A 22,790-nucleotide genomic window follows, 5' to 3' on the forward strand; every position below is an offset into this window, starting at 1 on the left:
TCAGCGCCGGGCACTTCGGCGAAGTGCTGCTGGGCCGTGCCGAAGACAGCGCCCTGGTGGTGTTCGAGGCGCGCCGTTATTCCCGCCACGCCCTGCTGCTGTGCCAGAAGGCGCGCGCGGCCGGCATCGCGGTCACGCTGGTGACCGACACTTTCTGTGACTGGGCCGATGCCAACGCCGACGAGGTGTTCCGCATCCCCACGGAGTTCAACCTGTTCTGGGAATCCACCTCGACAATGCTGTCGTGGGTGCACCTGATGGTCAACGAGGTCTGCAAGAAGCTCGGACCTGATGTTGAAAAACGCTTGGAAGCGACTGCCGCTCTACATAACGAATTCGTCGGCTACACCTCGTGGCCGCCGAGCAAACAACAATAGCAAGAGTGCAATGAGGTGCGAGATGAACAAGACCATGGCCTTGGTGGGTGCGTGCGCCCTGCTGCTGACCGGTGCCGCCAGTGCCGAAACCCTGCGCTTCGCCACCGAGGGTGCCTACCCGCCCTTCAACTATGTAGACGCCGATAACAAGCTGCATGGCTTCGATATCGACATCACCCATGCCCTGTGCGAACAGATGAAAGTCGAGTGCACGCTGGTGGCCCAGGATTGGGAAGGCATTATCCCCGCCCTGATGGCGCGCAAGTATGACGCCGTCGTCGCGTCGATGATCAACACCGAGGAGCGACGCAAGAAAATTGCCTTCACCGACCACTACTACCGCACTCCGCTCACTGTCGCGGTAGCCAAGGACAGCAAGATCGACAGCGCCCAGACCGACTTCGTCGGTTACACAGTCGGTGCCCAGTCGTCGTCCACCCAGGCTATCTACGCCGAGGACGTGTACGGCAAGGCCGGTGCCGATGTGAAGCTGTACCCGACCATGGACGAAGCCAACGCCGACCTGGCCGCCGGGCGCCTGGACGGGGTGATTGCCGACAAGTTCCCGCTGCACGAGTGGATGACCAAAAACGGTGGGGATTGCTGCAAGATCCTCGGAGACGTTGCCGATACCAAGGCCGATGCCGCCATTGCCGTGCGCAAGGATGACGAGGCCCTGCGCCAGCGCCTGAACACCGCGCTGCAACAGCTGGTGGCCAACGGCACCTACCAGAAGATCGCCAGCAAGTACTTTGCTTTCGATATCTACAACTGATCTCAGAGCCCGTCTCGCCTGATCGGGCCCCATCGCCGGCAAGCCAGCTCCCACAGGACCGCACAAGGCCTGAAGGATGCGCAGCCCCTTGTGGGAGCTGGCTTGCCGGCGATGAGGCCGGTCAGGTCAACACAAGGTGTTCGTCATGCTCGATCAATTGTCCTTGCTGTCCTTCGCCAGCGGAGGCTGGGGCCAGGCGCTGCTGGCCGGCGCGCTGGTCACCGTTTCCCTGGCCCTGGCCTGCCTGCCCATCGGCCTGCCGCTGGGCCTGGTGGTAGCCTTGGCGGCGCGCTCGCGCAAGCGCCTGCCCCGGGCTTGGGCCACGACCTTTTCCACAGTATTCCGCGGCCTGCCCGAGCTGCTGACACTGCTGATCATCTATTACGGCTGCCAGATCGCGGCGCAGAAAATCCTTGCGGCCATGGGCTACGAGGGAGAGTTCCTGATCAACACCTTCCTGGCTGCGATGATTGCCTTCAGCCTGGTGTTTGCCGCATTTTCCAGCGAGATCTGGCTGGCAGCCTTCAAGACCTTGCCCAAAGGCCAACTCGAGGCCTGCTCGGCGCTGGGCCTGAGCAAGCGCACCGGCTTCTTCAAGGTGGTACTGCCGCAACTCACCCGCATCGCCCTGCCCGGCTTGTCCAACAACTGGCTGTCGCTGCTCAAGGATACTTCGCTGGTGTCGACCATCTCGCTGGTCGACCTGATGCGCCAGACCAACCTGGCGGTCAGCGTGACCAAGGAGCCGATGTTCTTCTATGGCGTCGCCTGTCTGGGCTACCTGCTGTTCGCGGCGCTGTCCGGGCGGGTGTTCGCCTTCATCGAACGACGCAGTAACCGCCACCTGCAAGGAGCACGGGCATGAGCCTCGATCAACTGCTGGCACTGGTTGTCGACCCTGATTTGCTGGAGCGCTACGGGCCGCGCTTTATCGATGGCCTGCTGGTCACCGCCAAGCTGGTGGCCATTTCCTTCAGCCTGGGCGCCTTGCTGGGCTTGCTGCTGGCCCTGGCGCGGATGTCGCGCAGCCAGCTGCTGCAGCGCATGGCCGCAGGCTACGTGTACTTCTTCCGCGGTTCGCCGCTGCTGGCCCAGTTGTTCCTGCTTTACTACGGCCTGGGCTCGTTCAAGGGCTTCTGGCAGGACGTAGGCCTGTGGTGGTTCTTCCGCGAGGCGTGGTTCTGCACCTTGCTGGCGTTCACCCTGAACACGGCGGCATACCAGGCAGAGATCTTCCGCGGCAGCCTGATGGCGGTCGCACCCGGCCAGCACGAAGCGGCGCGGGCACTGAACCTGAAGCGCTCGACCACCTTCTTCAAGGTGATCCTGCCGCAATCGCTGCTGGTGGCCATCGGCCCGCTGGGCAACGAGCTGATCCTGATGATCAAGGCCAGCGCAATCGCCTCGCTGGTGACCATCTACGACCTGATGGGCGTGACCAAACTGGCCTTCTCGCGCAGTTTCGACTTCCAGATCTACCTGTGGGCTGCCGTGCTCTACCTGGTGATCGTCGAGGTGGTGCGCCGCTTGCTGAAACACCTGGAAGGCCGCCTGGGCCGCCACCTGAACTGACCGAAGGATACGTTCCATGCATTGCCAGACCCTTGTCCTCGGCGCCGGCATCGTCGGCGTCAGCACCGCCCTGCATCTGCAGGCCCGCGGGCGCCAGGTGATCCTGATCGACCGCGACGAACCGGGCAGCGGCACCAGCCACGGCAATGCCGGGCTGATCGAGCGCTCCAGCGTCATCCCCTACGCCTTCCCTCGGCAACTGGGCGCGCTGCTGCGCTACGGCCTGAACCGCCAGCCTGATGTGCGCTACAGCCTGGCGCACCTGCCCAAGGTGGCGCCGTGGCTGTGGCGTTACTGGCGCCAGTCGGCGCCTGGGCGCCTGGCCAGCGCCGCCGCCGACATGCTGCCGCTGGTGCAGCGCTGCGTCGAAGAACATGACGCGCTGATTGCCGCCGCCGGCCTGGAAGGGCTGGTGCAGGCCAAAGGCTGGATCGAGGTATTCCGCGATCCGGCGCTGTTCGAGCAGGCCAAGGCCGATGCCAACGGGTTGAGCCGTTACGGCCTGCAATTCGAGATCCTCGAATGTGGCCAGCTGCAGGCCCGTGAGCACCAGCTGGACGCCACCGTGGTGGGCGGTATTCACTGGCTCGACCCGAAGACCGTGAACAACCCCGGCGCCCTCACCCGCGGCTACGCGGCGCTGTTCATGCAGCGCGGCGGGCAGTTCCTGCATGGCGATGCGCGCAGCCTGCGCCAGGCCAACGGCCAGTGGCGCGTGGACAGCCGCCGCGGCCCGATCACGGCCGACGAAGTGGTGGCTTGCCTGGGGCCGCAGTCGGCCGATCTGTTCAGCGGGCTGGGCTACCAGATCCCGCTGGCGATCAAGCGCGGCTACCACATGCACTACGGCACCCGCGACGGCGCGCAGCTGGAGCATTCCATCTGCGACACCCAGGGCGGCTACGTACTGGCGCCAATGGCGCGCGGCGTGCGCCTGACCACCGGCATCGAATTCGACGCCAGCAGCGCCCCGGGCAACCAGATCCAGCTGGGCCGCTGCGAAGCCCTGGCGCGCAAGCTGTTCCCGGCCCTGGGTGAGCGCCTCGACGACAGCCCCTGGCTGGGCCGTCGCCCGTGCCTGCCCGACATGCGCCCGGTGATCGGCCCGGCGTCGCGCCACCCGGGGCTGTGGTTCAACTTCGGCCACGCTCACCACGGCCTCACCCTGGGCCCGGTGAGCGGCAGGCTGGTGGCAGAGCTGGTCACCGGCGAGCGCCCCTTCACCGACCCCGCGCCTTACAGCGCGACCCGTTTCGACTGAACCCACGCGGGAGAACAACAAGATGACCGCACCACTGAGCCTTGCCAGCATTGCTCCTGAACCCGACCCGCGCCCGGTGCTTATCCGCATCGAAGGCCTGAACAAGCACTACGGCGCGTTTCACGTGCTGCGCGACATCGACCTGCAGGTGCGCGAAGGCGAACGCATCGTGCTGTGCGGGCCGTCCGGCTCGGGCAAGTCGACCCTGATCCGCTGTATCAACCGCCTTGAAATCGCCCAGCAGGGCAGCATCCACGTCGACGGTACCGACCTTGCCGCCACCACCCGCGCTGCTGCCCAGGTGCGCAGTGAAATTGGCATGGTGTTCCAGCACTTCAACCTGTTCCCGCACATGAGCGTGCTCGACAACTGCCTGCTGGCCCCCACCAGCGTGCGCGGTCTGTCGCGCAAGGAGGCCGAAGAGCGGGCGCGCATGTACCTGAGCAAGGTCGGCATCGAGAGCCAGGCGCACAAATACCCCAGCCAGTTGTCTGGCGGCCAGCAGCAGCGCGTGGCGATTGCCCGGGCGCTGTGCATGAAGCCGCGGATCATGCTGTTCGACGAGCCCACCTCGGCGCTGGACCCGGAAATGGTCGCCGAGGTGCTGGATGTGCTGGTGCAGCTGGCAGGTACCGGCATGACCATGTTGTGCGTGACCCATGAAATGGGCTTTGCCCGGCAGGTGGCCGAGCGGGTGCTGTTCCTGGAGGGCGGGCAGATCCTCGAGGACAGCCCGCCGCAGGTGTTCTTCAACCAGCCACGTACCGAGCGGGCCAAGGGGTTCCTGGCGCAGATTCTGCACTGAGCGAATTGAGTTGGCCCTGTCGCCGGCAAGCCAGCTCCCACGGGTACTGCACCGGGTTTGAAAGCTGCAGATACCCTGTGGGAGCTGGCTTGCCGGCGAGAGGCCCAGTAGCACAACCACAGAACCACCTTCATTGCAGCGCTGCAAAGACCCAACTGCATCGTTAAATATTATTGACCTCCACCCCCGGCAAACCCACGCCGGCACAGGCCCGCATCGGTTTCAGCCCCCAAAAACCGGTGCATTCCCCGCGTTAAAGCCCTCTGCTGTCGTTTGACATATCGAACGGCTCTGGCAAGCTACAGACAAGCCCCGACCGGAATCGTCGCCTCTGACGAGCCGGCAGTGCTCGGGGCTTCAGGCAGCACTCAAGGCCCCGGGCCGTGCGCCTGCACAACAACGACAGGTCGAACCTGTCCCAAGGTGACATATGTCCAACAGCAACATTGGCAACAAGCAACCTTCCCTGCGCAAACCCGTCGTCCTGATGACCATGGGCAGCCAAGAGCGCAAAGGCCATGACTACCAGGTCATGACCCACAAATACATCACCCCGCTGGTCGAGTTTTCAGATTGCGTCCCGGTACTTGTGCCCACCTGCTGCGGCACCGAAGACCTCGAGACTTATCTGGACATGGCCGACGGCGTGTACCTGACCGGCGCTGGCAGCAACATCGACCCAGCCCTGTACGGCCAGGAAAACCAGACCCCGGGCAAGGGCCAGGACCAGAACCGCGACCTGTTCGACATCCCGCTGGTCAAGGCGGCGCTCAAGCGCGGCCTGCCTATCTTCGGCATCTGCCGTGGCATGCAGGAAATCAACGTGGCCCTGGGCGGCGACATCTACCAGAAGGTCTATGCCGAGCCTGGTTTCAACGACCATCGGGAAAACCCCGAAGACCCGGTCGAGGTGCAGTACGCCCAGGTGCACAGCGTGAAGGTCCAGCCGGGCAGCTGGTTGCGCGATACCCTGGGTACCGACGAGATTCGCGTCAACTCGCTGCATGGTCAGGGCCTGCGCACGCTTGGCAGCGGCCTCGAAGCCATCGCCCACGCCGAAGATGGCCTGGTCGAGGCCATTCATGGCCCGAGCATCTCGCCGTTCCTGTTCGCCGTGCAATGGCACCCGGAGTGGCAAGCGGCGAAGAACCCTGATTCGATCAAGATGTTCCAGGCGTTCGGCGATGCTTGCCGCGCCCAGGTACGCAAGGCGCAGATCAAGCGCCAGCACGCTGCCTGACCTTCAGTTTCCTCTGCTTTGATCGCGGGGCGGCGCAAGGCCGCCCTCGCTTCCCCGGTCACCCTCTGCTGGTCCCAGAACACTTCCCGTGGATGCGGGCGGCGGGCTTGTGCTTGTCTCCGCGATCGTTTTTTGCCTTTCTTCCAAGAGATACGATGACTGCCAAGTGGTAGTCTTCAGATTTTCTGCGCCTGTGAGATCGAGCGCCGTGCGGGCGGCGCGCGATATCTGCACCAACACAAACCCTAAACCGATCACCTGTGCGCCCTGACAAAAAATTTCCTGCGAGGGGGCTAGTCATCGAACAGGTTGTACGATAACTTACCTCTAACGCAGCACAACACCCATCACCCAAGCGCCACAGGATGCCAACAACAATGAATCCCCAAGAACTCAAATCCATCCTCTCCCACGGCCTGCTGTCTTTCCCGGTCACCGACTTCAACGCCCAAGGCGACTTCCACCAGGCTGGCTACATCAAGCGCCTGGAATGGCTGGCCCCGTATGGCGCCAGCGCCCTGTTCGCTGCCGGTGGCACCGGTGAGTTCTTCTCCCTGGCCGCCAGCGAATACAGCCAGGTGATCAAGACCGCCGTGGATACCTGCGCCACTTCGGTACCTATCCTCGCCGGCGTCGGTGGTTCTACCCGCCAGGCCATCGAATACGCCCAGGAAGCCGAACGCCTGGGTGCCAAGGGCCTGCTGCTGCTGCCGCACTACCTGACCGAAGCCAGCCAGGACGGCGTTGCCGCCCACGTCGAAGCCGTGTGCAAATCGGTAAACATCGGTGTGGTGGTGTACAACCGCAACGTCTGCCGCCTGAACGCCGACCTCCTGGAAAAACTGGCCGAGCGCTGCCCTAACCTGATCGGCTACAAGGACGGCCTGGGTGATATCGAGCTGATGGTGTCGATCCGTCGCCGCCTGGGCGACCGCTTCAGCTACCTGGGTGGCCTGCCGACCGCCGAAGTGTATGCTGCCGCCTACAAGGCATTGGGCGTACCGGTGTATTCCTCGGCCGTGTTCAACTTCGTGCCGAAAACCGCCATGGACTTCTACAACGCCATCGCCCGCGACGACCACGCCGCCGTTGGCAAGCTGATCGATGACTTCTTCCTGCCGTACCTGGATATCCGCAACCGCAAGGCCGGTTACGCCGTGAGTATCGTCAAGGCCGGTGCCAAAATCGCCGGTTACGACGCAGGCCCGGTGCGCACGCCGCTGACCGACCTGACCGGCGAAGAGTACGAAATGCTCGCCGCGCTGATGGACAAGATGGGCCCGCAATAAGCGACCCCGCGGCCTGCCCTTGCCGCATCCGGAGTGGGAAAAGCCCACTCCGGTTACAATTCGTGAGCCCGCACAAAAATAACTAGTGGGAGTATTGCCAGCATGCAAGCGACTAAGAAGACGCATGTGCGCTACCTGATCCTGTTCATGCTGTTCCTGGTGACCACGATCAACTATGCCGACCGCGCTACCATCGCCATCGCAGGCTCCAGCCTGCAGAAAGACCTCGGCATTGACGCCGTAACCCTCGGTTATGTTTTTTCCGCCTTTGGATGGGCTTACGTGGCTGGCCAGATTCCTGGTGGCTGGCTGCTCGATCGCTTCGGCTCCAAGAACGTCTACGCCTTCAGCATTTTCACCTGGTCGCTGTTCACCCTGCTGCAGGGTTTTGTCGGCGGCCTGCCGGTTGCCTGGGCAGTGGTCACCCTGTTCACCCTGCGCTTTCTGGTCGGCTTCGCCGAAGCCCCGTCGTTTCCGGGCAACGCCCGCATCGTCGCGGCCTGGTTCCCGACCCAGGAACGCGGCACCGCCTCGGCGATCTTCAACTCGGCGCAATACTTCGCTACCGCGTTGTTCGCACCGATCATGGGCTGGATCGTGTTCAGCTTCGGCTGGGAGCACGTGTTCGTGGTCATGGGCGCGCTAGGTATCGTGTTCTCGATGGTGTGGCTGAAGACCATCTACAACCCACGCCAGCACCCCCGCATCAGCCCGGCCGAGCTTGCACACATCGAGCAGAACGGCGGCCTGGTGGACATGGACCAGAAGCGCGGTAACGCTGCCCCGAAATGGGGCTATATCAAGCAGCTGCTGACCAGCCGCATGCTGCTGGGCGTGTACCTGGGCCAGTATTGCATCAACGCCATCACCTACTTCTTCCTCACCTGGTTCCCGGTGTACCTGGTGCAGGAGCGTGGCATGACCATCCTCAAGGCCGGCTTCATCGCCTCGCTGCCGGCGGTATGCGGCTTTATCGGCGGTGTACTGGGTGGGGTGATCTCGGACTGGCTGCTGCGCCGTGGCAACTCGCTGACCTTCTCGCGCAAACTGCCGATCGTGTGTGGCCTGCTACTGTCGACCACCATGGTGTTCTGCAATTATGTCGACGCCGAGTGGATGGTGGTCGGTTTCATGACCCTAGCCTTCTTTGGCAAAGGCATCGGCGCGCTGGGCTGGGCGGTGGTGGCCGACACCTCGCCCAAGCAGATTGCCGGGCTGTCGGGCGGCCTGTTCAACACCTTCGGCAACATCGCCTCGATCACCACGCCCATCGTCATTGGCTACATCATCAGCGCCACCGGCTCGTTCAAATGGGCGCTGGTCTATGTGGGCGCCAATGCCTTGGTGGCGGTATTCAGCTACCTGGTGATCGTCGGCCCGATCAAGCGTATCGAATTGCGCGACGATGCCCCCAAGCCACAGGCTGAGCCTGGCGCCAATGGCGAACTGGCCAGCTCGCGTCACTGAGTGAACACGCCCGCGCCGGACACCGGTGCGGGCGGCTGTACAAAAAGCCTGAGAACCTGACACGTAGGGCCAAAACATGCAGTTGATCGAACATTCCGACTCGCCCCGCTACGTCCGCCTGCACGACGACGACAATGTCGTGGTAGTGGTCAACGACGGCGGCCTGGGCGAAGGTGCCCGCTTTGCCGACGGCCTGACCCTGGTCGAAGGCGTACCGCAGAGCCACAAGGTGGCCGCCGTGGCTATCGCCAAAGGCGAGCCGGTACGCCGTTACGGGCAAATCATCGGCTACGCACTGGAAGACCTGCGCCAAGGCAGCTGGGTACAGGAAAGCCAACTGGCCATGCCTGCCGCGCCAGCGCTGGACAGCCTGCCGCGCTGCGATGCTGTGCCGCAACCGCTGCCGCCGCTCGACGGTTTCACCTTCGAAGGCTACCGCAATGCCGATGGCACCGTCGGCACCCGCAACATCCTCGGCATCACCACCACCGTGCAGTGCGTGACCGGCGTGCTGGAACATGCCGTCAAGCGCATTCGTGACGAGCTGCTGCCAAAGTACCCCAACGTCGATGATGTAGTGGCCATCACCCACAGCTATGGCTGTGGCGTAGCCATCAATGCCCGCGACGCCTATATCCCGATCCGTACCGTGCGCAACCTGGCGCGTAACCCCAACCTGGGCGGCGAGGCATTGGTCATCAGCCTGGGTTGCGAAAAGCTCCAGGCCGGCCAGGTGATGCACGACAACGACCCGTCGGTCGACCTAAGCGACCCTTGGCTGTACCGCTTGCAGGACGCCAGCCTGGGCTTCGTGGAAATGATCGAACAGATCATGGCGCTGGCCGAAACGCGCCTGAAGAAACTCGACCAACGCCGCCGCGAAACCGTGCCGGCCAGCGAGCTGATCCTGGGCATGCAGTGCGGTGGCAGCGATGCCTTCTCGGGCATTACTGCCAACCCGGCGCTGGGCTACGCATCCGACCTGCTGGTGCGCGCCGGTGCCACGGTGCTGTTCTCGGAAGTGACCGAGGTGCGTGATGCCATCTACATGCTGACCTCGCGGGCAGAAAACCAGCAGGTTGCCGATGCCCTGATACGTGAAATGGACTGGTACGACCGCTACCTGCAGCAAGGCGCCGCCGACCGCAGCGCCAATACCACACCCGGCAACAAGAAAGGCGGCCTGTCCAACATTGTCGAGAAATCCCTGGGCTCGATCGTCAAGTCGGGCAGCGGTGCCATCCAGGGCGTGCTGGGCCCGGGCGAGCGGGTTGAGCGCAAGGGCCTGATTTTCTGCGCCACCCCGGCCAGCGACTTTGTCTGCGGCACCCTGCAGCTGGCTGCCGGCATGAACCTGCACGTGTTCACCACCGGCCGCGGCACCCCGTACGGCCTGGCCATGGCCCCAGTGGTGAAGGTGTGCACCCGCAGTGAACTGGCGCAGCGCTGGCCCGACCTGATCGACATCGACGCCGGGCGTATCGCCACGGGCCGCTCGAGCATCGAGGAGCTGGGATGGCAACTGTTCCACTACTACCTGGACGTGGCCAGCGGCCGCAAGCAGACCTGGGCCGAACAGCACCGCCTGCACAACGACATCACCCTGTTCAACCCGGCGCCCATCACCTGATGGTTCGGGTTTGCCCAATTCAACATTGCAACGCCGTCCCTGTGGGAGCAAACGCCTCAAGCACGTTCTCTTCCCTCACTATTATCTACAGGAGCACCCCATGCCTGAAATCCTCGGCCACAACTTCATCGCCGGCCAGCGCAGCGCCGCTGGCTCACAGCGCCTGCAGAGCCTGGACGCCAGCAGCGGCGAGGCCCTGCCCTACAGCTTTGCCCAGGCCACCGAAAGCGAAGTGGACCAGGCGGCCAACGCTGCTGCTGCCGCGTTCGCCGAGTTCCGCCAGCTGGCCCCGGCGCGCCGCGCCGAGTTCCTTGATGCCATCGCCGCCGAACTGGATGAACTGGACGACGCCTTCGTCGCCATCGTCTGCCGTGAAACCGCCCTGCCCGCCGCCCGCATCCAGGGTGAGCGTGGCCGCACCAGCGGCCAGATGCGTCTGTTCGCCCAGGTGCTGCGTCGCGGCGACTTCCTCGGTGCCCGCATCGACCTGGCTCTGCCAGAGCGCCAGCCACTGCCGCGGGTAGACCTGCGCCAGATGCGCATCGGTGTCGGGCCGGTCGCCGTGTTCGGCGCCAGCAACTTCCCGCTGGCCTTCTCCACCGCGGGCGGCGACACCGCGGCTGCACTTGCCGCCGGCTGCCCGGTGGTGTTCAAGGCGCACAGCGGCCACATGGCCACTGCCGACCTGGTCGGCTGCGCCATCGTCCGCGCCGCAGAGCGCACCGGCATGCCCAAGGGTGTGTTCAACATGGTCTTCGGTGGCGGCGTGGGCGAGTGGCTGGTCAAGCACCCGGCCATCCAGGCCGTGGGCTTCACCGGTTCGCTGAAAGGCGGCGATGCCCTGTGCCGCATGGCCGCCGAGCGCCCGCAGCCGATTCCGGTGTTCGCCGAAATGTCCAGCATCAACCCGGTGATCGTGCTACCGGGCGCCCTGGCCAAGCGCGGCGACGCCATCGCCCGTGAGCTGGCGGGTTCCGTGTGCCTTGGCGCCGGCCAGTTCTGCACCAACCCAGGCCTGGTGATCGGCCTGCAGTCGCCGCAGTACAGCCAGCTGCTGACGGACCTTGGCCAACACCTCGGCCAGCAGGCCGGCCAGACCCTGCTCAATGCGGGCGGCCTGCGCAGCTACGCGGGCGGCCTGGAACACCTGCACGCCCATGCCGGAATCCAGCACCTGGCCGGGCAACCGCAGGAAGGCAGCCAGGCTCGCGCCCAGCTGTTCAAGGCCGACGCCCGCCTGCTGGTCGAGTCCGACCCGCTGCTGCAAGAAGAAGTGTTCGGCCCTACCACCGTGGCCGTGGAAGTGCAGGACACCGAGCAGCTGCGTGCTGCCCTGCTGGGCCTGCGCGGCCAGCTGACCGCGACCCTGATCGGCGAGCCCGAGGATTTCGAGGCCTTTGCCTGGCTGGTGCCGCTGCTGGAAGAGAAAGTCGGGCGGATACTGGTCAACGGCTACCCGACCGGTGTCGAAGTGTGTGACGCAATGGTGCACGGCGGGCCATACCCGGCCACTTCCGATGCGCGCGGCACGTCTGTGGGCACCCTGGCCATCGACCGCTTCCTGCGCCCGGTGTGCTACCAGAACTACCCGCAGGCGCTGCTGCCCGAGGCGCTGCGCGACGGCAACCCGCTGGGGCTGCGCCGGCTGGTGAATGGACAGTGGAGTGACGAGGCGGTCTGATTGATTGCCTGAAAGCACAAAGCCCTGCGCAAGGCAGGGCTTTTGTACTGGAGGTTGTGACCTATTCGCGGGCTAACCCGCGAATAGGGCCTCAAGCCCCTTGCGCCTCAGCCTCTTCATGCGCCTGGCGCAAGCGTTCGCGGCTATTGCTCAGGTGCATGCGCATCGCCATCTTGGCCCCTTCGCTGTCACGCCGGGCGATGGCTTCGTAGATCGCCTCGTGCTCGTGCATCAGCCGGCTCATGTAGTGCGCCTGGTCATCATGGGCCAGCCGCGCCGAATTCAGGCGGGTCCGCGGGATGATGCTGGTGCCCAGGTGGTTGATGATGTCGGCGAAGTAATGGTTGCCGCTGGCCTGGGCAATGCGCAGGTGGAACTGGAAGTCCGCCGACACGGCATCCGTGGCATTGGCTGCCCCCTCGTTGAGTTCATCCAGCGCCGCACGCATGCCCGCCAACGCCTCATCGCTGCGCCGCTGCGCCGCCAGGCCTGCCGACTCGATTTCCAGGGCGATGCGCAGTTCCAGCACCGCCAGCACTTCGCGCAGGGTCACCACGGTCGCCGGGTCTATACGAAAGCCCCCGGTGGATGGCGCGTCCAGCACAAAGGTGCCGATGCCATGGCGGGTCTCCACCTGCCCGGCAGCCTGCAGCCGCGAGATCGCCTCACGCACCACGGTGCGGCTGACGCCCTCTTCGGCCATGATCTGCGATTCGGTCGGCAGCTTGTCGCCGCGCTTGAGCTGGCCGCTGCGAATACGCTCGGTCAGCACCGTGACCAGTTCCTGGGCCAGACTGCGCGGCTTGCGCCGGGTCCTTGCCTGTACCTGCTGCTCTGTCATTGCCCTGTATTTCACCTTGAAAGACAGCGCTCATCATAGCGCAAGCAGTTGTACGATCACATACACCGGGTGCGGTATTTATTGCTCAAGCCTTGGGATCACGGTTTGGGTAACCCGGCACAAGTGCTGGCCCCGAGCCTGCACTGCGCGGTACTGTGTGCCTTCACGCTCACTTATCCATGGAAGGAAACGCAGCATGAAATCTGTCGACCGCGCTTTACTCGCCAGTGGCCTGCTGATCCCCTTGTGGCTGCTGACAGGTGTATGGCTCACGGCACGCGCGTATCCCGGCTACGACCACCTGCAACAGGCCATGAGCCAGCTCGGCGCCGCTGGCTCGCCTACCAGCAGCTGGTCGCCGCTGGTCAACAACTTCCCGTTGGCCGCGCTGTTTGCACTGTTCGCCTGGGGCCTGGCGCGGCGCTGGCGTGGCTCGAAGCTTGCGCTGCTGAGCGCCGGCCTGGTGTTGCTGCATGGCGTTGGCAGCCTCGGCACCGGCTGGTTCCCCTGCGACCAGGGTTGCGCAGCCGCGCAGCCGTCCACCTCCCAGCAACTGCACAACCTGTCCGGGTTGCTGATGTTTCTCTCGCTGACCCTGGCCAGCGCCCTGTGGGCCTGGCTGGGCAATCGGCTTGCCGGCTCGCGGGCCTTGGCGTTGTTTTCCCTGGCGTGTCTGGTGCTTGCCATCGTCACTGCCGGGTTGATGGGCCAGGCGGTCGAGAGCGGCCAGCTGTTCGGCCTGTACCAGCGCCTGAACTACGCTGTGTCGGTGCTATGGGTAGCGGGCCTGGCATCGGCCAGCCTGCGCAAGCCAGCTGCCAACCCGTTGCGCCTGGCGGTCATCTGACGGCAAATTGCTGGCCCCCGACTGCCGAAAGCGAAGGCAAACTTCGTTTTTCTTCAGATGCTTAGGACAGCAACATGCGAGTACTTCTAGCAACGATGGCCGGCTGCCTGCTGGCCACGCTCGCTTCGGGCGCCCAGGCGCGGGCCCTGAGCCAGAATGATCGCCACACCTGCGGCTGGGGTGCACAGATTGCCGCCGAGGCGCAGCAGGCCAAACTTTCCGGGGTAACCCTGTATGCCACGCGCAAGAAGCTGCAGGTGCGTAAGTTTGCCAAACCCTGGATGCGTATGACCGCATTTGGCATTACCGAGCAGACCTACAACAGCCGTTCTCGGCTGAAGCCTGCGGCGATCAAACAGACATACTATGAGCAATGCGTACAGCATGCTGTAGCAAAAAGATAAATTGATATTTATCAATTAGTTAATAAATAAATATAAAGCTATTTAGGAGAAATAATTCACTGGCGCCCGCCACGTCCAGCTGCCAATCCGGCAGCACCCGCACCAGGCGCCCGCTGGCCAGGTCTTCGCCCATCAGCCAGTCACCGCCAGCAAGAATGCCCACGCCACGCCGAGCCGCTTGCAGCAGCGCTTCGTTATCGTTGCTGCGCAGGCTGCCGGTGACCTTCACGCTTACTTGCTGTTCACCACTCATCAGTCTCCATTCAGGAAATGAGCGCAAGCCACTGAAACCTAAACAATTGTGGTCCGTCAACTGATGCGGATTCACTGGCGCACCCTGGCGCGCCAGATAGTCGGGTGATGCGCACAGGATGCGCTGGTGATCGCACAGTTTTCTCGCCACCAGGCGATTGTCCGCCAGTTCCCCAATGCGGATGGCAGCGTCGAAACCCTCGCCGATCAGGTCGACGAAGCGGTCGGCGTACTCGGCCTCGACCATTACCTGCGGATACGTCAGCACAAAGTCGGCCACCATCGCGCTCAACCAACGCCGGCCCATGGCTGCCGGCAACGCCAGGCGCAGGCGACCACGCACGCTTGCCGCGCCTTCGGCAGCCTCCTGTTCCGCCTCGGCAATCAGATGGTTGGCCTCGCGCACCTTGGCCACCAGCCGCTCACCCTCATCGGTAAAGCGCAACTGCCGCGTGCTGCGAGGCCACGTCCACGCCTTGCCCGTGGGTCAGCTCGCGCACCTGACTGTGTTCCAGCCAGACCTCGCCTGCCGCTGGTGGTAGCACGTTCAAGTGTTCGAGCTGCACGACATCGGCCGGGCCGGTGCTGTCGAGCATGATGCGGGTAGCCATGATCGAATCCTGTTGGATGGAAGTTCGAGTCAGGCTATTGGGTCAGGCAAAATTGAACAATCAGGCGGGGTGCAGATGATTTCTGCACCCCTTGCAGCGATCGCTCAGTGCATCAGCACCCGGTCAGCACCGCAGGGCGCCGTTCGCCGGCGAAGAACAACGGGCGCAGGCGCACGCCGATCAGGTTGCCGGTATACGCCGCCACCAGCCACAGCCAGCCATGCACGCTGCCCGAGGCGATGCCGCTGAAATACGCACCGATGTTGCAGCCATAGGCCAGGCGCGAACCGTAGCCCAGCAGCAGGCCGCCGATTACCGCAGCAACCAGCGACGCAAGCGGGATCTTCAGGCTTGGGGCAAAGCGCCCGGCCAGGCCAGCCGCCAGCAAGGCACCCAGCACGATGCCCAGGTCCATGACCGTGGTGACGTCCTGCCACAGCGGCGAGGCCAGCGCCTTGGCATTGGCCGGGGCCTGCCAGAACACCCAGCTGCCGACATCCACGCCAAGGCCGTCGAGGGCTTTGGCGCCCCACAAGGCGAAGGCCGAGGTAATACCCCACGGCCGTCCGGCCAGTGCCAGGGTGGCGTAGTTGAGCAGGGCCAGCGCGATGGCACCCCACAGCAAAGGCCACGGGCCGCGCAGGAAGCGACGCAGGCCCTGGTACTTGCTGGCAACGGGTGCCTCCAGCGCGCCATGGCGGCGTTTTTCCAGCAATACGGTGGCCCAGGCTATCAACCCGAACACCGCCAGGCTGACCAGCAGCGCCGGCCCGACACCCCAGGCCTGCACAATCGAGGTTGCCGGCAACGACGGCAAGGCAAACCACCAGTCGGCGTGGTGGGTGGCAGTGACCGAACCGATGATGAAGAACAGCAAAGTCACCAGCATGCGTGCATTGCCGCCACCTACCGTGAACAACGTGCCGGACGCGCAGCCGCCGCCCAGTTGCATGCCGATGCCGAAGATGAAGGCGCCGAACACTACCGAGACCCCGGCCGGGGCCACCAGGCCGGTGACCGGGTTGCCGAACAGGCTGCCAGCCGACAGCGCCGGGAAGAACAGCAGCACCGCCACGGCCAGCATGACCATTTGCGCCCGCAGACCCGCGCCACGGCGCTCGTTGATGAACACCCGCCAGGCCGAGGTGAAGCCGAAAGCCGCGTGATACAACGTCAGGCCAAGCGCGGCGCCGACAAGTAGCAGCAACACCTGTTTGAAGCCGGCGTTGAGATTGAGAAACCAGGCACCGGCCAACAGCAGGGCCAGGGCAATTACGGGTGCGCCCAGGCGACGCGGTTCGGGTGTGGCGGTTGCGGAAAGACCCATCGGTGTACTCGGATAACAGTGAAACGGGTGGGGAGTATAACGCCTGTGGCGGCCTCGGTCGTTGCAGGACCGCGCGCAGCCGAGGTATTTGATAAGCTGATCAAGCCAGCCAGAACTGACCAAGGCCATTCACCCTATGGATGAACTGCGCAAGATCGACCTCAACCTGCTGCTCGCCCTGCACGCGCTGCTCAGCGAAAAGCATGTGACCCGCGCCGCCCTGCGCCTGCATCGCAGCCAACCGGCGGTAAGCCACGCCCTGGCACAGTTGCGCAAACATTTCGACGACCCTTTGCTGGTGCGTCAGAATGGCCGCATGGCACTCACCGCCCGTGCACAGTCCCTGGCCACACCGCTGCAGGACGCTCTGGGCAACCTCAACGGCCTGCTGGCCACCCCGCAGTTCGAACCCGCCAAGGCCCAGCGCCGTTTCAGGCTGTCGCTTTCGGACTACTCCTCGCGCATCATCCTGCCACCCCTGCTGCGCCACCTGCGCCAGGTTGCCCCAGGGGTGGACCTGGCCATCAGCCAGGCGAGCCGCGACAGCATGCTGGCCCAGTTGCTCGACGGTGAACTGGACCTGGCATTGGGGCTGTTCCCCGACCTGCCGCAGGACATCACCGTCCAACCCCTGTTTGCCGACAGCTTCATCAGTGTCGCCGATCGCCAGGTGTTGCCCGACCGCGGCGGCCTGGCCCTGGATGACTGGCTGGCGCGACCGCATGTGTTGATGGCCATGCGCCCGGATGCCTTCGATGAGATCGAGCGCGCGCTCGCAGCCCAAGGCCTGCGCCGACGTATCGCCCTGGCCTTGCCGCACTGGAGCGCAGCGGTCGAGGTACTGGCCGGTACCGACCTGATCCTGACCGTGGCCAGCCGTGCAGTGGGCTCACTGCGCCAGCACCCGACGTTGCGCAGGTTCGAGCCTCCACTGGCGATACCCGCATTCGACTACCAACAGGCCTGGCACCGCAGGAAGGACAGCGACCCAGGCCACCGCTGGTTACGCGAAACGGTATGGGCGTGCAGCCAGCCGGGCCGCTAATCAGCCGTCAGACTGTTTTACAACCGGGGCGGTAGTCACCTTTGAATCCGCAGCCCACGTGCCCTGCACTAGCAGCACTCCGCACAGGATCAACCCCACCCCCGCCAGCCTGGCCACGCTCAGCGGCTTGCCGCCCAGCCCCATCATCCCGAAATGGTCGGCGACAACTGCCGTGATGATCTGCCCGGCAACCACCAACACCAGAAACCCCGCCGCCCCCAGCTTGGGGGTAAGCGCCGCAGCGCCGGCCACGTACAGTGCGCCCAGTACACCACCCACCCATAACCACCAAGGGCCTTGCAGGGCTTTGCCCAGGTCGGGCGCCGGCACCCGCAGCACCAGCAACGCGGCAATCACCACCACTGAGCTCACCGTCAGCGAGGTGAACGCGCCCCACAACCAGTGCCCCAACGCCCGGCCGACAGCGGCATTGCCCGCCGCCTGGAACGGCAGCACCGCCCCCGCCAGCAAGGCCATGGCCACGGGCAACCCCAGCAGTATCATCGGTTTGCTCAGCACGATCGTTCTCCATCTGTCTACGCATGACCCACATGATGGTTCGGTCAGCCCCGATGATGGAAATCAAAGACATGCACGCCCATTATTCGTAGCATGCATGCACCGCACGACCACATGGAGGTGGCTGAAATGAATGAACGTACAACCTTGATCGACCTTGGCCAGTTGCCCACGCGCAACCTGGCCGAATGCCTGGCAGTGAACCAGGCGGTCCTGGTCAACGCATTGGCAAGCCAACTGCCCGGCTCCTTGGCACAACAGTTGGCGGAGTGTGCCGAAGCCGCCCAGGCGATGGGCCTTTCGAAAAAAATCGCAGCGATCGGGCTGGCGCTCGGTCAGTGGCTGGAACAGACACCGCCATCCGTTGCCGAAGCCGTCTTCGAGCACTGCAGTGCGCACCTGTCCGATACGGTGCGCAGTTGGGCGGCCTTCGCCCAGGCGTACCTGTCGCGCGACCTGGACCTTGAAGCAGCCTTCCTGGCCCAGCTGCGCTTTGCGCGCGATGAGCATTTCGGCGTCCGCGAATGGGCCTGGATCGCCCTGCGCCCGCGCTTGACCCACAACCTGGACAGTGCGCTGGTGCTGCTCGCCCGGCATGCCAGCGACAGCAACCCGCTGGTACGTCGCTTCTGCATCGAGGTGCTGCGCCCGCGCGGCGTCTGGTGTGAGCACATTGCCGAGCTCAAGCAAACGCCGGAAGCAGCCGAGCCACTGCTGGTACCGAACCTCGCCGAAACAGAGAAATATGCGCAGGACTCGGTCGCCAACTGGCTCAACGATGCCAGCAAGACCCGGCCCGATTGGGTGATTCAGCTATTTGAACGATACCCGCCGTCATGCAAGGCATCACGGCGGATCCACCTGCGGGCAACCCGAAGCCTGCCCAAATGATTGTCAGCGCGAGGTTTCTATACGCAGTACCTCCGTGTAGATCGCATCGACCGTCTGCCCGACCTTGAGATTCTTCATTCGCGCTTGCAGGTCAGGGTTTTCTACCTTGACCACCTGCAGCTTGCCCTCGGGTGGCAACAGGCTTACCTCATGCTGTTTCAGGTCGATCTTCTTGATCTGCGAGGTGACCCTGACCTGGCGGAACGCTTCGCCGCCCGGGTTGGGGTTCGCCGCCGTGGCCCGGATGGTGCCGGACTCCTCGCTGGCCTTCGGCGCCCCGCCCACTTGTGTATTCAGTACATAGGCCACCGCCCGGGTGACGTAGATGTCGACCTGGTCACCGACTTTGAGGTTGGGCAGCGCCTTGGCTTTTTCGGTGAGCTGGAAGGTCACATCTTTCTTGTCATCCGGGCCCTTCACTGTGACCTGGCGGTTGGCCATATCAATGGCCGTGACCTGCGTGGTGACATGGCTTTCGAGCGCCTCGCTGGCAATGGGGATATCGGCAGCCTGCGCCGTGAAGCTGGCAGCAGAGGCCAGCGTGGCGAGGGCAACAGCACGAGCAACTGAGCGAATCGGGTTCATAGGCCTGCTTCCATGTGATCAAGACCGAACGGGTGGGTGAACTGTGTATGCGCTGACAAGCATAGCCATTCCCTGCCGCTGTGCCGGAACCCGCCCTTGCGACCCATTTTGTCTGCTGGTCTCTGTGGGAGCGGGTTCACCCGCGAACACCGGCTAAGTCGGTGCCATGCACCGCGGTGCCAGCTTCCCGGGTGAACCCGCTGCCACCCGAGGATGCGCCATCCTCGGTAAGTATGTTGAAGCAGCCGCCTGGTAGTTCTCAGCGGTTACGCGTCACCCGCCACACCGTGTTCGCCAGGTCGTCGGCAATGATCAACGCCCCGCGCGGATCCACCGTCACCCCCACCGGCCGTCCACGGGTCTTGCCATCTTCACCCCTGAATCCCGTGGCGAAGTCGATGGGTTCCCCCGCCGGCTTGCCGTCGCTGAAAGGCACGAAAATCACCTTGTAGCCCACCGGATTGGGCCGGTTCCAGCTGCCGTGCTCGCCCACGAACACGCCATTGGCGAAGCGCTCGCCCATGGCCGGGATCGAAAAATCGACGCCGAGCGCTGCGACATGCGAACCGAGGCTGTAGTCCGGCTTGGTGGCCGAAGCGACCTTGTCAGGGTTTTGCGGGCGTACCCGGTCGTCGACATTCTGCCCCCAGTAACTGTAGGGCCAGCCGTAGAACGCCCCCTCCTTGACCGAGGTGAGGTAGTCCGGCACAAGGTCCGGTCCCAGCTCGTCGCGTTCGTTGACCACCGCCCACAGTTGCCCGGTCTGCGGCTGCATGGCCAGCGCCGTCGGGTTGCGCAGGCCGGTCGCGTAAGGCCGGTGCGCGCCGGTTTCGGCATCTACCTGCCAGACCATCGCCCGGTCGATCTCCACCTCAAGGCCACGCTCGGTGATGTTGCTGTTGGAACCGATGCCCACGTACAGATAGCGGCCATCCGGGCTCGCAGTCAGCGACTTGGTCCAGTGGTGGTTGATTTCGGCCGGCAGGTCGGTGACCTTGGTCGGCGGGCCACCGGCTGTGGTCTGGCCGTCCTGGTAGTCGAAACGCACCAGCGCATCCTGGTTGGCCACGTACAGCTTGCCGTTGGCAAACGCCAGGCCATACGGCGCGTTGAGGTTGTCCGCGAACACGGTCTGCACCTCGTAGGTGCCATCACCGTCGGCGTCGCGCAGCAGCGTCAGGCGGTTGCCACCTTTGACCTGGGTGTTGCCCTTGGCCTTGATCTGGCTGGCGATCACATCCTTGGGCTTGAGCTTGGCCGCGCTGCCACCCCTGCCCTCGGCCACCAGAATGTCGCCGTTTGGCAGCACCAGGCTCTGGCGCGGAATCTTCAGGCCGGTGGCAATGGCCGTGATGCTGAAGCCCTCTGGCACGGTGGGTTTCTGTTCACCCCAGGCGACCGGTTCGGCAATCTTCATGCTCGGCAGCAGACCGCGCTGCGGGTCAGGCAGTTTCGGGTCCGGGCCACGGGCCTGGGTCGGCTCGCCATCCCCGCCACACGCGCTCAGCAGCAGCGCCACGCTTAACAGGCTCAATGCATGCAAAGGCTTCATGCCGCACCTCCCGAACGCAAGTTGCTCAGGCCGGTCCAGGCAGCTACCACTGCAAGCACCGTCACGATCACCGACAACACCAGCCCCGATGGCATCACCGCCCAGGCGTCCTTGGCATGCTCGAAGGCATTGATCAGCCCGAGTACCCAGGTCACCAGCAGCAGCAGGAAGTACAGCGTCGGCCGCCCGCCCTTGCGCTCGGCGCGGACCAGGTTGGCCAGCGCGAACAACAGGGTCAGGCCACAGAACACCAGGCCACCGGCTATCAGCCAGGCAGCGAAGTTGCTCCACTGAATCTGGTAACTGTTGAAGTAGGCGATGTCGCTCAGTAGCGCGCCTAGAAACAAGGGCACACTGCCAGCCAGCAACAGTGCATGCAGTGGGCTGGGCGTGCAGCGGTACAGCGCTTGGTCAGATGCGGTCACGGTGCCTCCTTTTCATTCAGTGACCCGGGCTGATGGCTGTGCACCATCAGGTGAGCGCAGGATGCGCCTAGCAAGGGAGCCCCTTGACGACGCGATAGTTCACCGCTTCGCTTGAAATGAAATATTCTGTCAGGCATTCCATGCCCAGCGCAGAAGAGGACGCCATGAGCAGAACACTGATCCATCCGGTCGGATGCTGGGCGCTGACCGCGCTGCTCGCCCTCAGCCTGGCGCTCACCGCCGGCTGTTCCAGTAAAGCCGGCAAGGCGCGCTACGCGACGCCTGCCACAGGCTCCAATTGCTTCGCCAAAGCCGTACCGACAACTGGCGAAGGCGGCCTGGCGTGGGGCGACACCCTGAGCATTGCCCGGCACAAATCCATGAACAATTGCATGCGCTATGCCAGCCGGTCGGGAGGTACGCCCAGGACTTGCCAGGTGGTGATGGCCAAGTGCAAAAACTGAGTATGTAGGCTATTTGCTGTCAGATAATTCCTACAACTTACAGCACAACTTCTCCCGCACAGTATCGCGCAAACAAAAACACAAACATACCTCAATAAAATCTTACACTTTCAGCCTCGACCAAAACGCAGGAATGGAGGCATTGTCTTTTACACGCAAGTAATCAGTTTGCGCCAGCATCCAAAGCGAAATTTGCACCCCGCAGATAATTCAAGCAAAGAAGCTCACACCATCTCAAATACCTGAGCCTTGGTTTGAAAAGGCTTCGCCATGAATAAGGAACTTGCATGAATAATGCCTCCGTCAGCAGTGCCACCTCCGGCCCTGCCTGCAGTGCACGCGTGCCGATCCTGCCGGTGCGCTATGCCATCGTGCCGCGTACCGGCGCTACCCCTGCCTGCCGCTACGCCGACGCAGGCTTCAACCTGGAACAAGGCTTTACCCCCCTGCAGCACTCCGCCTACACCCTGCGTGCCCTGCGCCCTGGCTACATCTACATGTTCATGCAAGGCCCCCAGGGCGAAAAGCTGGTCATTCATGAATACGACGGCGAAGGCCACTACAAGGAACTGCACTACCGGGGCCTGGAGGACTATCACCTGCGTCATCGCTACCAGGCCAGCCGGACCGTGGGCTGGGTGTGGGCCGATACCTCCCCGGACACCGCCAAGGAAGTGTGGATCGGCTACAGCCCGCATTTGTGGACCAACGCCACGACCGCGCGCATCACCGGTTCAGCCGCCTTGCGCAAACGGCATATGCGCCAGCTGGACATGGCCGAGCTGGTGGCCAGCAACCAGTCCCCGTCCAGCCAGCCCCATGTGTTGCCGGTCAGCGCCCTGCAAACCTGGGTCGAAGATTTCAAGCCAGCCAGCCGGCGCATGCCGCTGACCTGGAGCAGCCATCCGTTCACCGACACGCTGCCCATCG

The 22,790-nt window shown here is 63.9% G+C and carries 24 protein-coding genes and 1 pseudogene; 17 read left to right on the forward strand and 8 right to left on the reverse strand.

The genetic code is table 11. The features are described 5' to 3' along the window. From HP547_RS04745 to HP547_RS04795, 11 genes are all read left to right on the forward strand, one after another. A partial coding sequence (locus tag HP547_RS04745; RefSeq protein ID WP_372242856.1) for a MurR/RpiR family transcriptional regulator occupies window positions 1–377 on the forward strand: 377 nt, incomplete at its 5' end. A gap of 22 nt (window positions 378–399) precedes the next feature. Then, window positions 400–1,152, forward strand: coding sequence for a transporter substrate-binding domain-containing protein (locus HP547_RS04750; protein WP_172220078.1), 753 nt, complete (start codon window positions 400–402; stop codon window positions 1,150–1,152). Window positions 1,153–1,297: 145 nt separating this feature from the next. Next, window positions 1,298–2,017: an ABC transporter permease gene (locus HP547_RS04755; RefSeq protein WP_172220081.1), complete on the forward strand. Its 720-nt coding sequence runs from the start codon at window positions 1,298–1,300 to the stop codon at window positions 2,015–2,017. Beyond that, entirely contained in the window at window positions 2,014–2,724 is a 711-nt protein-coding gene (locus HP547_RS04760) for an ABC transporter permease (RefSeq protein WP_172220084.1), read from the forward strand. Before HP547_RS04755 ends, HP547_RS04760 begins: the two co-directional genes overlap by 4 nt. Before the next feature lie 16 nt (window positions 2,725–2,740). Continuing rightward, complete coding sequence (locus HP547_RS04765; protein WP_172285628.1) at window positions 2,741–3,985, forward strand: FAD-binding oxidoreductase; 1,245 nt, start codon at window positions 2,741–2,743, stop codon at window positions 3,983–3,985. Window positions 3,986–4,007: 22 nt separating this feature from the next. Then, window positions 4,008–4,790 (forward strand): amino acid ABC transporter ATP-binding protein, encoded by a 783-nt coding sequence (locus HP547_RS04770; protein ID WP_172220090.1) that lies wholly within the window; start codon window positions 4,008–4,010, stop codon window positions 4,788–4,790. A 430-nt stretch (window positions 4,791–5,220) separates the two neighbouring features. Then, window positions 5,221–6,030, forward strand: coding sequence for a gamma-glutamyl-gamma-aminobutyrate hydrolase family protein (locus tag HP547_RS04775; protein WP_172220093.1), 810 nt, complete (start codon window positions 5,221–5,223; stop codon window positions 6,028–6,030). A 377-nt stretch (window positions 6,031–6,407) separates the two neighbouring features. Further along, on the forward strand, window positions 6,408–7,319 hold the full coding sequence (kdgD, locus tag HP547_RS04780; RefSeq protein ID WP_172220096.1) for a 5-dehydro-4-deoxyglucarate dehydratase: 912 nt from the start codon (window positions 6,408–6,410) through the stop codon (window positions 7,317–7,319). Window positions 7,320–7,421: 102 nt separating this feature from the next. Continuing rightward, window positions 7,422–8,786, forward strand: coding sequence for an MFS transporter (locus HP547_RS04785; protein ID WP_172285629.1), 1,365 nt, complete (start codon window positions 7,422–7,424; stop codon window positions 8,784–8,786). Window positions 8,787–8,862: 76 nt separating this feature from the next. Beyond that, window positions 8,863–10,416 carry a galactarate dehydratase gene (gene garD / locus HP547_RS04790; protein ID WP_172285630.1) on the forward strand — a complete coding sequence of 518 codons (1,554 nt, stop codon included), beginning with the start codon at window positions 8,863–8,865 and terminating at the stop codon, window positions 10,414–10,416. Window positions 10,417–10,516: 100 nt separating this feature from the next. Continuing rightward, window positions 10,517–12,097: an aldehyde dehydrogenase (NADP(+)) gene (locus HP547_RS04795; RefSeq protein ID WP_172220104.1), complete on the forward strand. Its 1,581-nt coding sequence runs from the start codon at window positions 10,517–10,519 to the stop codon at window positions 12,095–12,097. A 91-nt stretch (window positions 12,098–12,188) separates the two neighbouring features. Here the strand turns inward: HP547_RS04795 and HP547_RS04800 are convergent, their stop codons facing one another. After that, window positions 12,189–12,938, reverse strand: coding sequence for a FadR/GntR family transcriptional regulator (locus HP547_RS04800; protein WP_172220107.1), 750 nt, complete (start codon window positions 12,936–12,938; stop codon window positions 12,189–12,191). Between the two features lie 196 nt (window positions 12,939–13,134). Between HP547_RS04800 and HP547_RS04805 the strand changes: the two genes are divergently transcribed. Next, complete coding sequence (locus HP547_RS04805; RefSeq protein ID WP_172285631.1) at window positions 13,135–13,785, forward strand: DUF998 domain-containing protein; 651 nt, start codon at window positions 13,135–13,137, stop codon at window positions 13,783–13,785. Window positions 13,786–13,859: 74 nt separating this feature from the next. Continuing rightward, a complete protein-coding gene (locus HP547_RS04810) occupies window positions 13,860–14,189 on the forward strand; it encodes a hypothetical protein (protein WP_172227892.1) in 330 nt (109 codons plus the stop codon). A gap of 67 nt (window positions 14,190–14,256) precedes the next feature. Here HP547_RS04810 and HP547_RS04815 read toward each other — a convergent pair. From HP547_RS04815 to HP547_RS04825, 3 genes and pseudogenes are all read right to left on the reverse strand, one after another. Continuing rightward, a pseudogene (locus HP547_RS04815) lies at window positions 14,257–14,901 on the reverse strand (substrate binding domain-containing protein); the annotation flags it as partial. Beyond that, entirely contained in the window at window positions 14,870–15,052 is a 183-nt protein-coding gene (locus HP547_RS04820) for a hypothetical protein (protein ID WP_172285632.1), read from the reverse strand. The pseudogene HP547_RS04815 and the gene HP547_RS04820, both read right to left, overlap by 32 nt. Before the next feature lie 112 nt (window positions 15,053–15,164). After that, window positions 15,165–16,379, reverse strand: a complete 1,215-nt coding sequence (locus HP547_RS04825; protein ID WP_172227888.1) for a YeeE/YedE family protein — start codon at window positions 16,377–16,379, stop codon at window positions 15,165–15,167. A 136-nt stretch (window positions 16,380–16,515) separates the two neighbouring features. Here HP547_RS04825 and HP547_RS04830 point away from each other — a divergent pair, with 136 nt between their 5' ends. Next, window positions 16,516–17,424 (forward strand): LysR family transcriptional regulator, encoded by a 909-nt coding sequence (locus HP547_RS04830; protein WP_172227886.1) that lies wholly within the window; start codon window positions 16,516–16,518, stop codon window positions 17,422–17,424. On the opposite strand, the gene HP547_RS04835 is transcribed toward HP547_RS04830, so the two are convergent. Continuing rightward, entirely contained in the window at window positions 17,425–17,943 is a 519-nt protein-coding gene (locus HP547_RS04835) for a DMT family transporter (protein ID WP_172285633.1), read from the reverse strand. Between the two features lie 129 nt (window positions 17,944–18,072). On the opposite strand from HP547_RS04835, the gene HP547_RS04840 reads away from it, so the two are divergent. Continuing rightward, the gene (locus HP547_RS04840) at window positions 18,073–18,834 is read left to right on the forward strand and encodes a hypothetical protein (protein WP_172285634.1); all 762 of its coding nucleotides are present in this window, start codon (window positions 18,073–18,075) and stop codon (window positions 18,832–18,834) included. 3 nt (window positions 18,835–18,837) lie between these two features. Here the strand turns inward: HP547_RS04840 and HP547_RS04845 are convergent, their stop codons facing one another. The 3 genes from HP547_RS04845 to HP547_RS04855 form a co-directional block, all read right to left on the reverse strand. After that, window positions 18,838–19,419 carry a hypothetical protein gene (locus tag HP547_RS04845; RefSeq protein WP_172227880.1) on the reverse strand — a complete coding sequence of 194 codons (582 nt, stop codon included), beginning with the start codon at window positions 19,417–19,419 and terminating at the stop codon, window positions 18,838–18,840. Between the two features lie 259 nt (window positions 19,420–19,678). Continuing rightward, window positions 19,679–20,971, reverse strand: coding sequence for a sorbosone dehydrogenase family protein (locus tag HP547_RS04850; RefSeq protein ID WP_172285635.1), 1,293 nt, complete (start codon window positions 20,969–20,971; stop codon window positions 19,679–19,681). After that, window positions 20,968–21,396, reverse strand: a complete 429-nt coding sequence (locus tag HP547_RS04855) for a DUF2231 domain-containing protein (RefSeq protein ID WP_172227876.1) — start codon at window positions 21,394–21,396, stop codon at window positions 20,968–20,970. The genes HP547_RS04850 and HP547_RS04855 overlap by 4 nt, the downstream gene beginning before the upstream one ends. 164 nt (window positions 21,397–21,560) lie before the next feature. Here HP547_RS04855 and HP547_RS04860 point away from each other — a divergent pair, with 164 nt between their 5' ends. Beyond that, window positions 21,561–21,860 carry a hypothetical protein gene (locus HP547_RS04860; RefSeq protein WP_172227874.1) on the forward strand — a complete coding sequence of 100 codons (300 nt, stop codon included), beginning with the start codon at window positions 21,561–21,563 and terminating at the stop codon, window positions 21,858–21,860. A 287-nt stretch (window positions 21,861–22,147) separates the two neighbouring features. Beyond that, the coding region (locus HP547_RS04865; protein ID WP_372242857.1) for a toxin VasX at window positions 22,148–22,790 on the forward strand (643 nt) is incomplete at its 3' end.

The sequence above is a fragment of the Pseudomonas sp. CM27 genome, assembly GCF_013179515.1.
Lineage (GTDB): Bacteria > Pseudomonadota > Gammaproteobacteria > Pseudomonadales > Pseudomonadaceae > Aquipseudomonas.

Bases quoted from the DNA above. Each gene is read 5' to 3' on its own strand.
- HP547_RS04805 (WP_172285631.1), top strand. From the start codon at position 13,135: ATGAAATCTGTCGACCGCGCTTTACTCGCCAGTGGCCTGCTGATCCCC.
- HP547_RS04765 (WP_172285628.1), top strand. From the start codon at position 2,741: ATGCATTGCCAGACCCTTGTCCTCGGCGCCGGCATCGTCGGCGTCAGC.
- kdgD (WP_172220096.1), top strand. From the start codon at position 6,408: ATGAATCCCCAAGAACTCAAATCCATCCTCTCCCACGGCCTGCTGTCT.
- HP547_RS04785 (WP_172285629.1), top strand. From the start codon at position 7,422: ATGCAAGCGACTAAGAAGACGCATGTGCGCTACCTGATCCTGTTCATG.
- HP547_RS04820 (WP_172285632.1), bottom strand. From the start codon at position 15,052: ATGGCTACCCGCATCATGCTCGACAGCACCGGCCCGGCCGATGTCGTG.
- HP547_RS04850 (WP_172285635.1), bottom strand. From the start codon at position 20,971: ATGAAGCCTTTGCATGCATTGAGCCTGTTAAGCGTGGCGCTGCTGCTG.
- HP547_RS04760 (WP_172220084.1), top strand. From the start codon at position 2,014: ATGAGCCTCGATCAACTGCTGGCACTGGTTGTCGACCCTGATTTGCTG.
- HP547_RS04860 (WP_172227874.1), top strand. From the start codon at position 21,561: ATGAGCAGAACACTGATCCATCCGGTCGGATGCTGGGCGCTGACCGCG.
- HP547_RS04775 (WP_172220093.1), top strand. From the start codon at position 5,221: ATGTCCAACAGCAACATTGGCAACAAGCAACCTTCCCTGCGCAAACCC.
- HP547_RS04830 (WP_172227886.1), top strand. From the start codon at position 16,516: ATGGATGAACTGCGCAAGATCGACCTCAACCTGCTGCTCGCCCTGCAC.
- garD (WP_172285630.1), top strand. From the start codon at position 8,863: ATGCAGTTGATCGAACATTCCGACTCGCCCCGCTACGTCCGCCTGCAC.
- HP547_RS04810 (WP_172227892.1), top strand. From the start codon at position 13,860: ATGCGAGTACTTCTAGCAACGATGGCCGGCTGCCTGCTGGCCACGCTC.
- HP547_RS04750 (WP_172220078.1), top strand. From the start codon at position 400: ATGAACAAGACCATGGCCTTGGTGGGTGCGTGCGCCCTGCTGCTGACC.
- HP547_RS04770 (WP_172220090.1), top strand. From the start codon at position 4,008: ATGACCGCACCACTGAGCCTTGCCAGCATTGCTCCTGAACCCGACCCG.
- HP547_RS04800 (WP_172220107.1), bottom strand. From the start codon at position 12,938: ATGACAGAGCAGCAGGTACAGGCAAGGACCCGGCGCAAGCCGCGCAGT.
- HP547_RS04840 (WP_172285634.1), top strand. From the start codon at position 18,073: ATGAATGAACGTACAACCTTGATCGACCTTGGCCAGTTGCCCACGCGC.
- HP547_RS04755 (WP_172220081.1), top strand. From the start codon at position 1,298: ATGCTCGATCAATTGTCCTTGCTGTCCTTCGCCAGCGGAGGCTGGGGC.
- HP547_RS04845 (WP_172227880.1), bottom strand. From the start codon at position 19,419: ATGAACCCGATTCGCTCAGTTGCTCGTGCTGTTGCCCTCGCCACGCTG.
- HP547_RS04825 (WP_172227888.1), bottom strand. From the start codon at position 16,379: ATGGGTCTTTCCGCAACCGCCACACCCGAACCGCGTCGCCTGGGCGCA.
- HP547_RS04795 (WP_172220104.1), top strand. From the start codon at position 10,517: ATGCCTGAAATCCTCGGCCACAACTTCATCGCCGGCCAGCGCAGCGCC.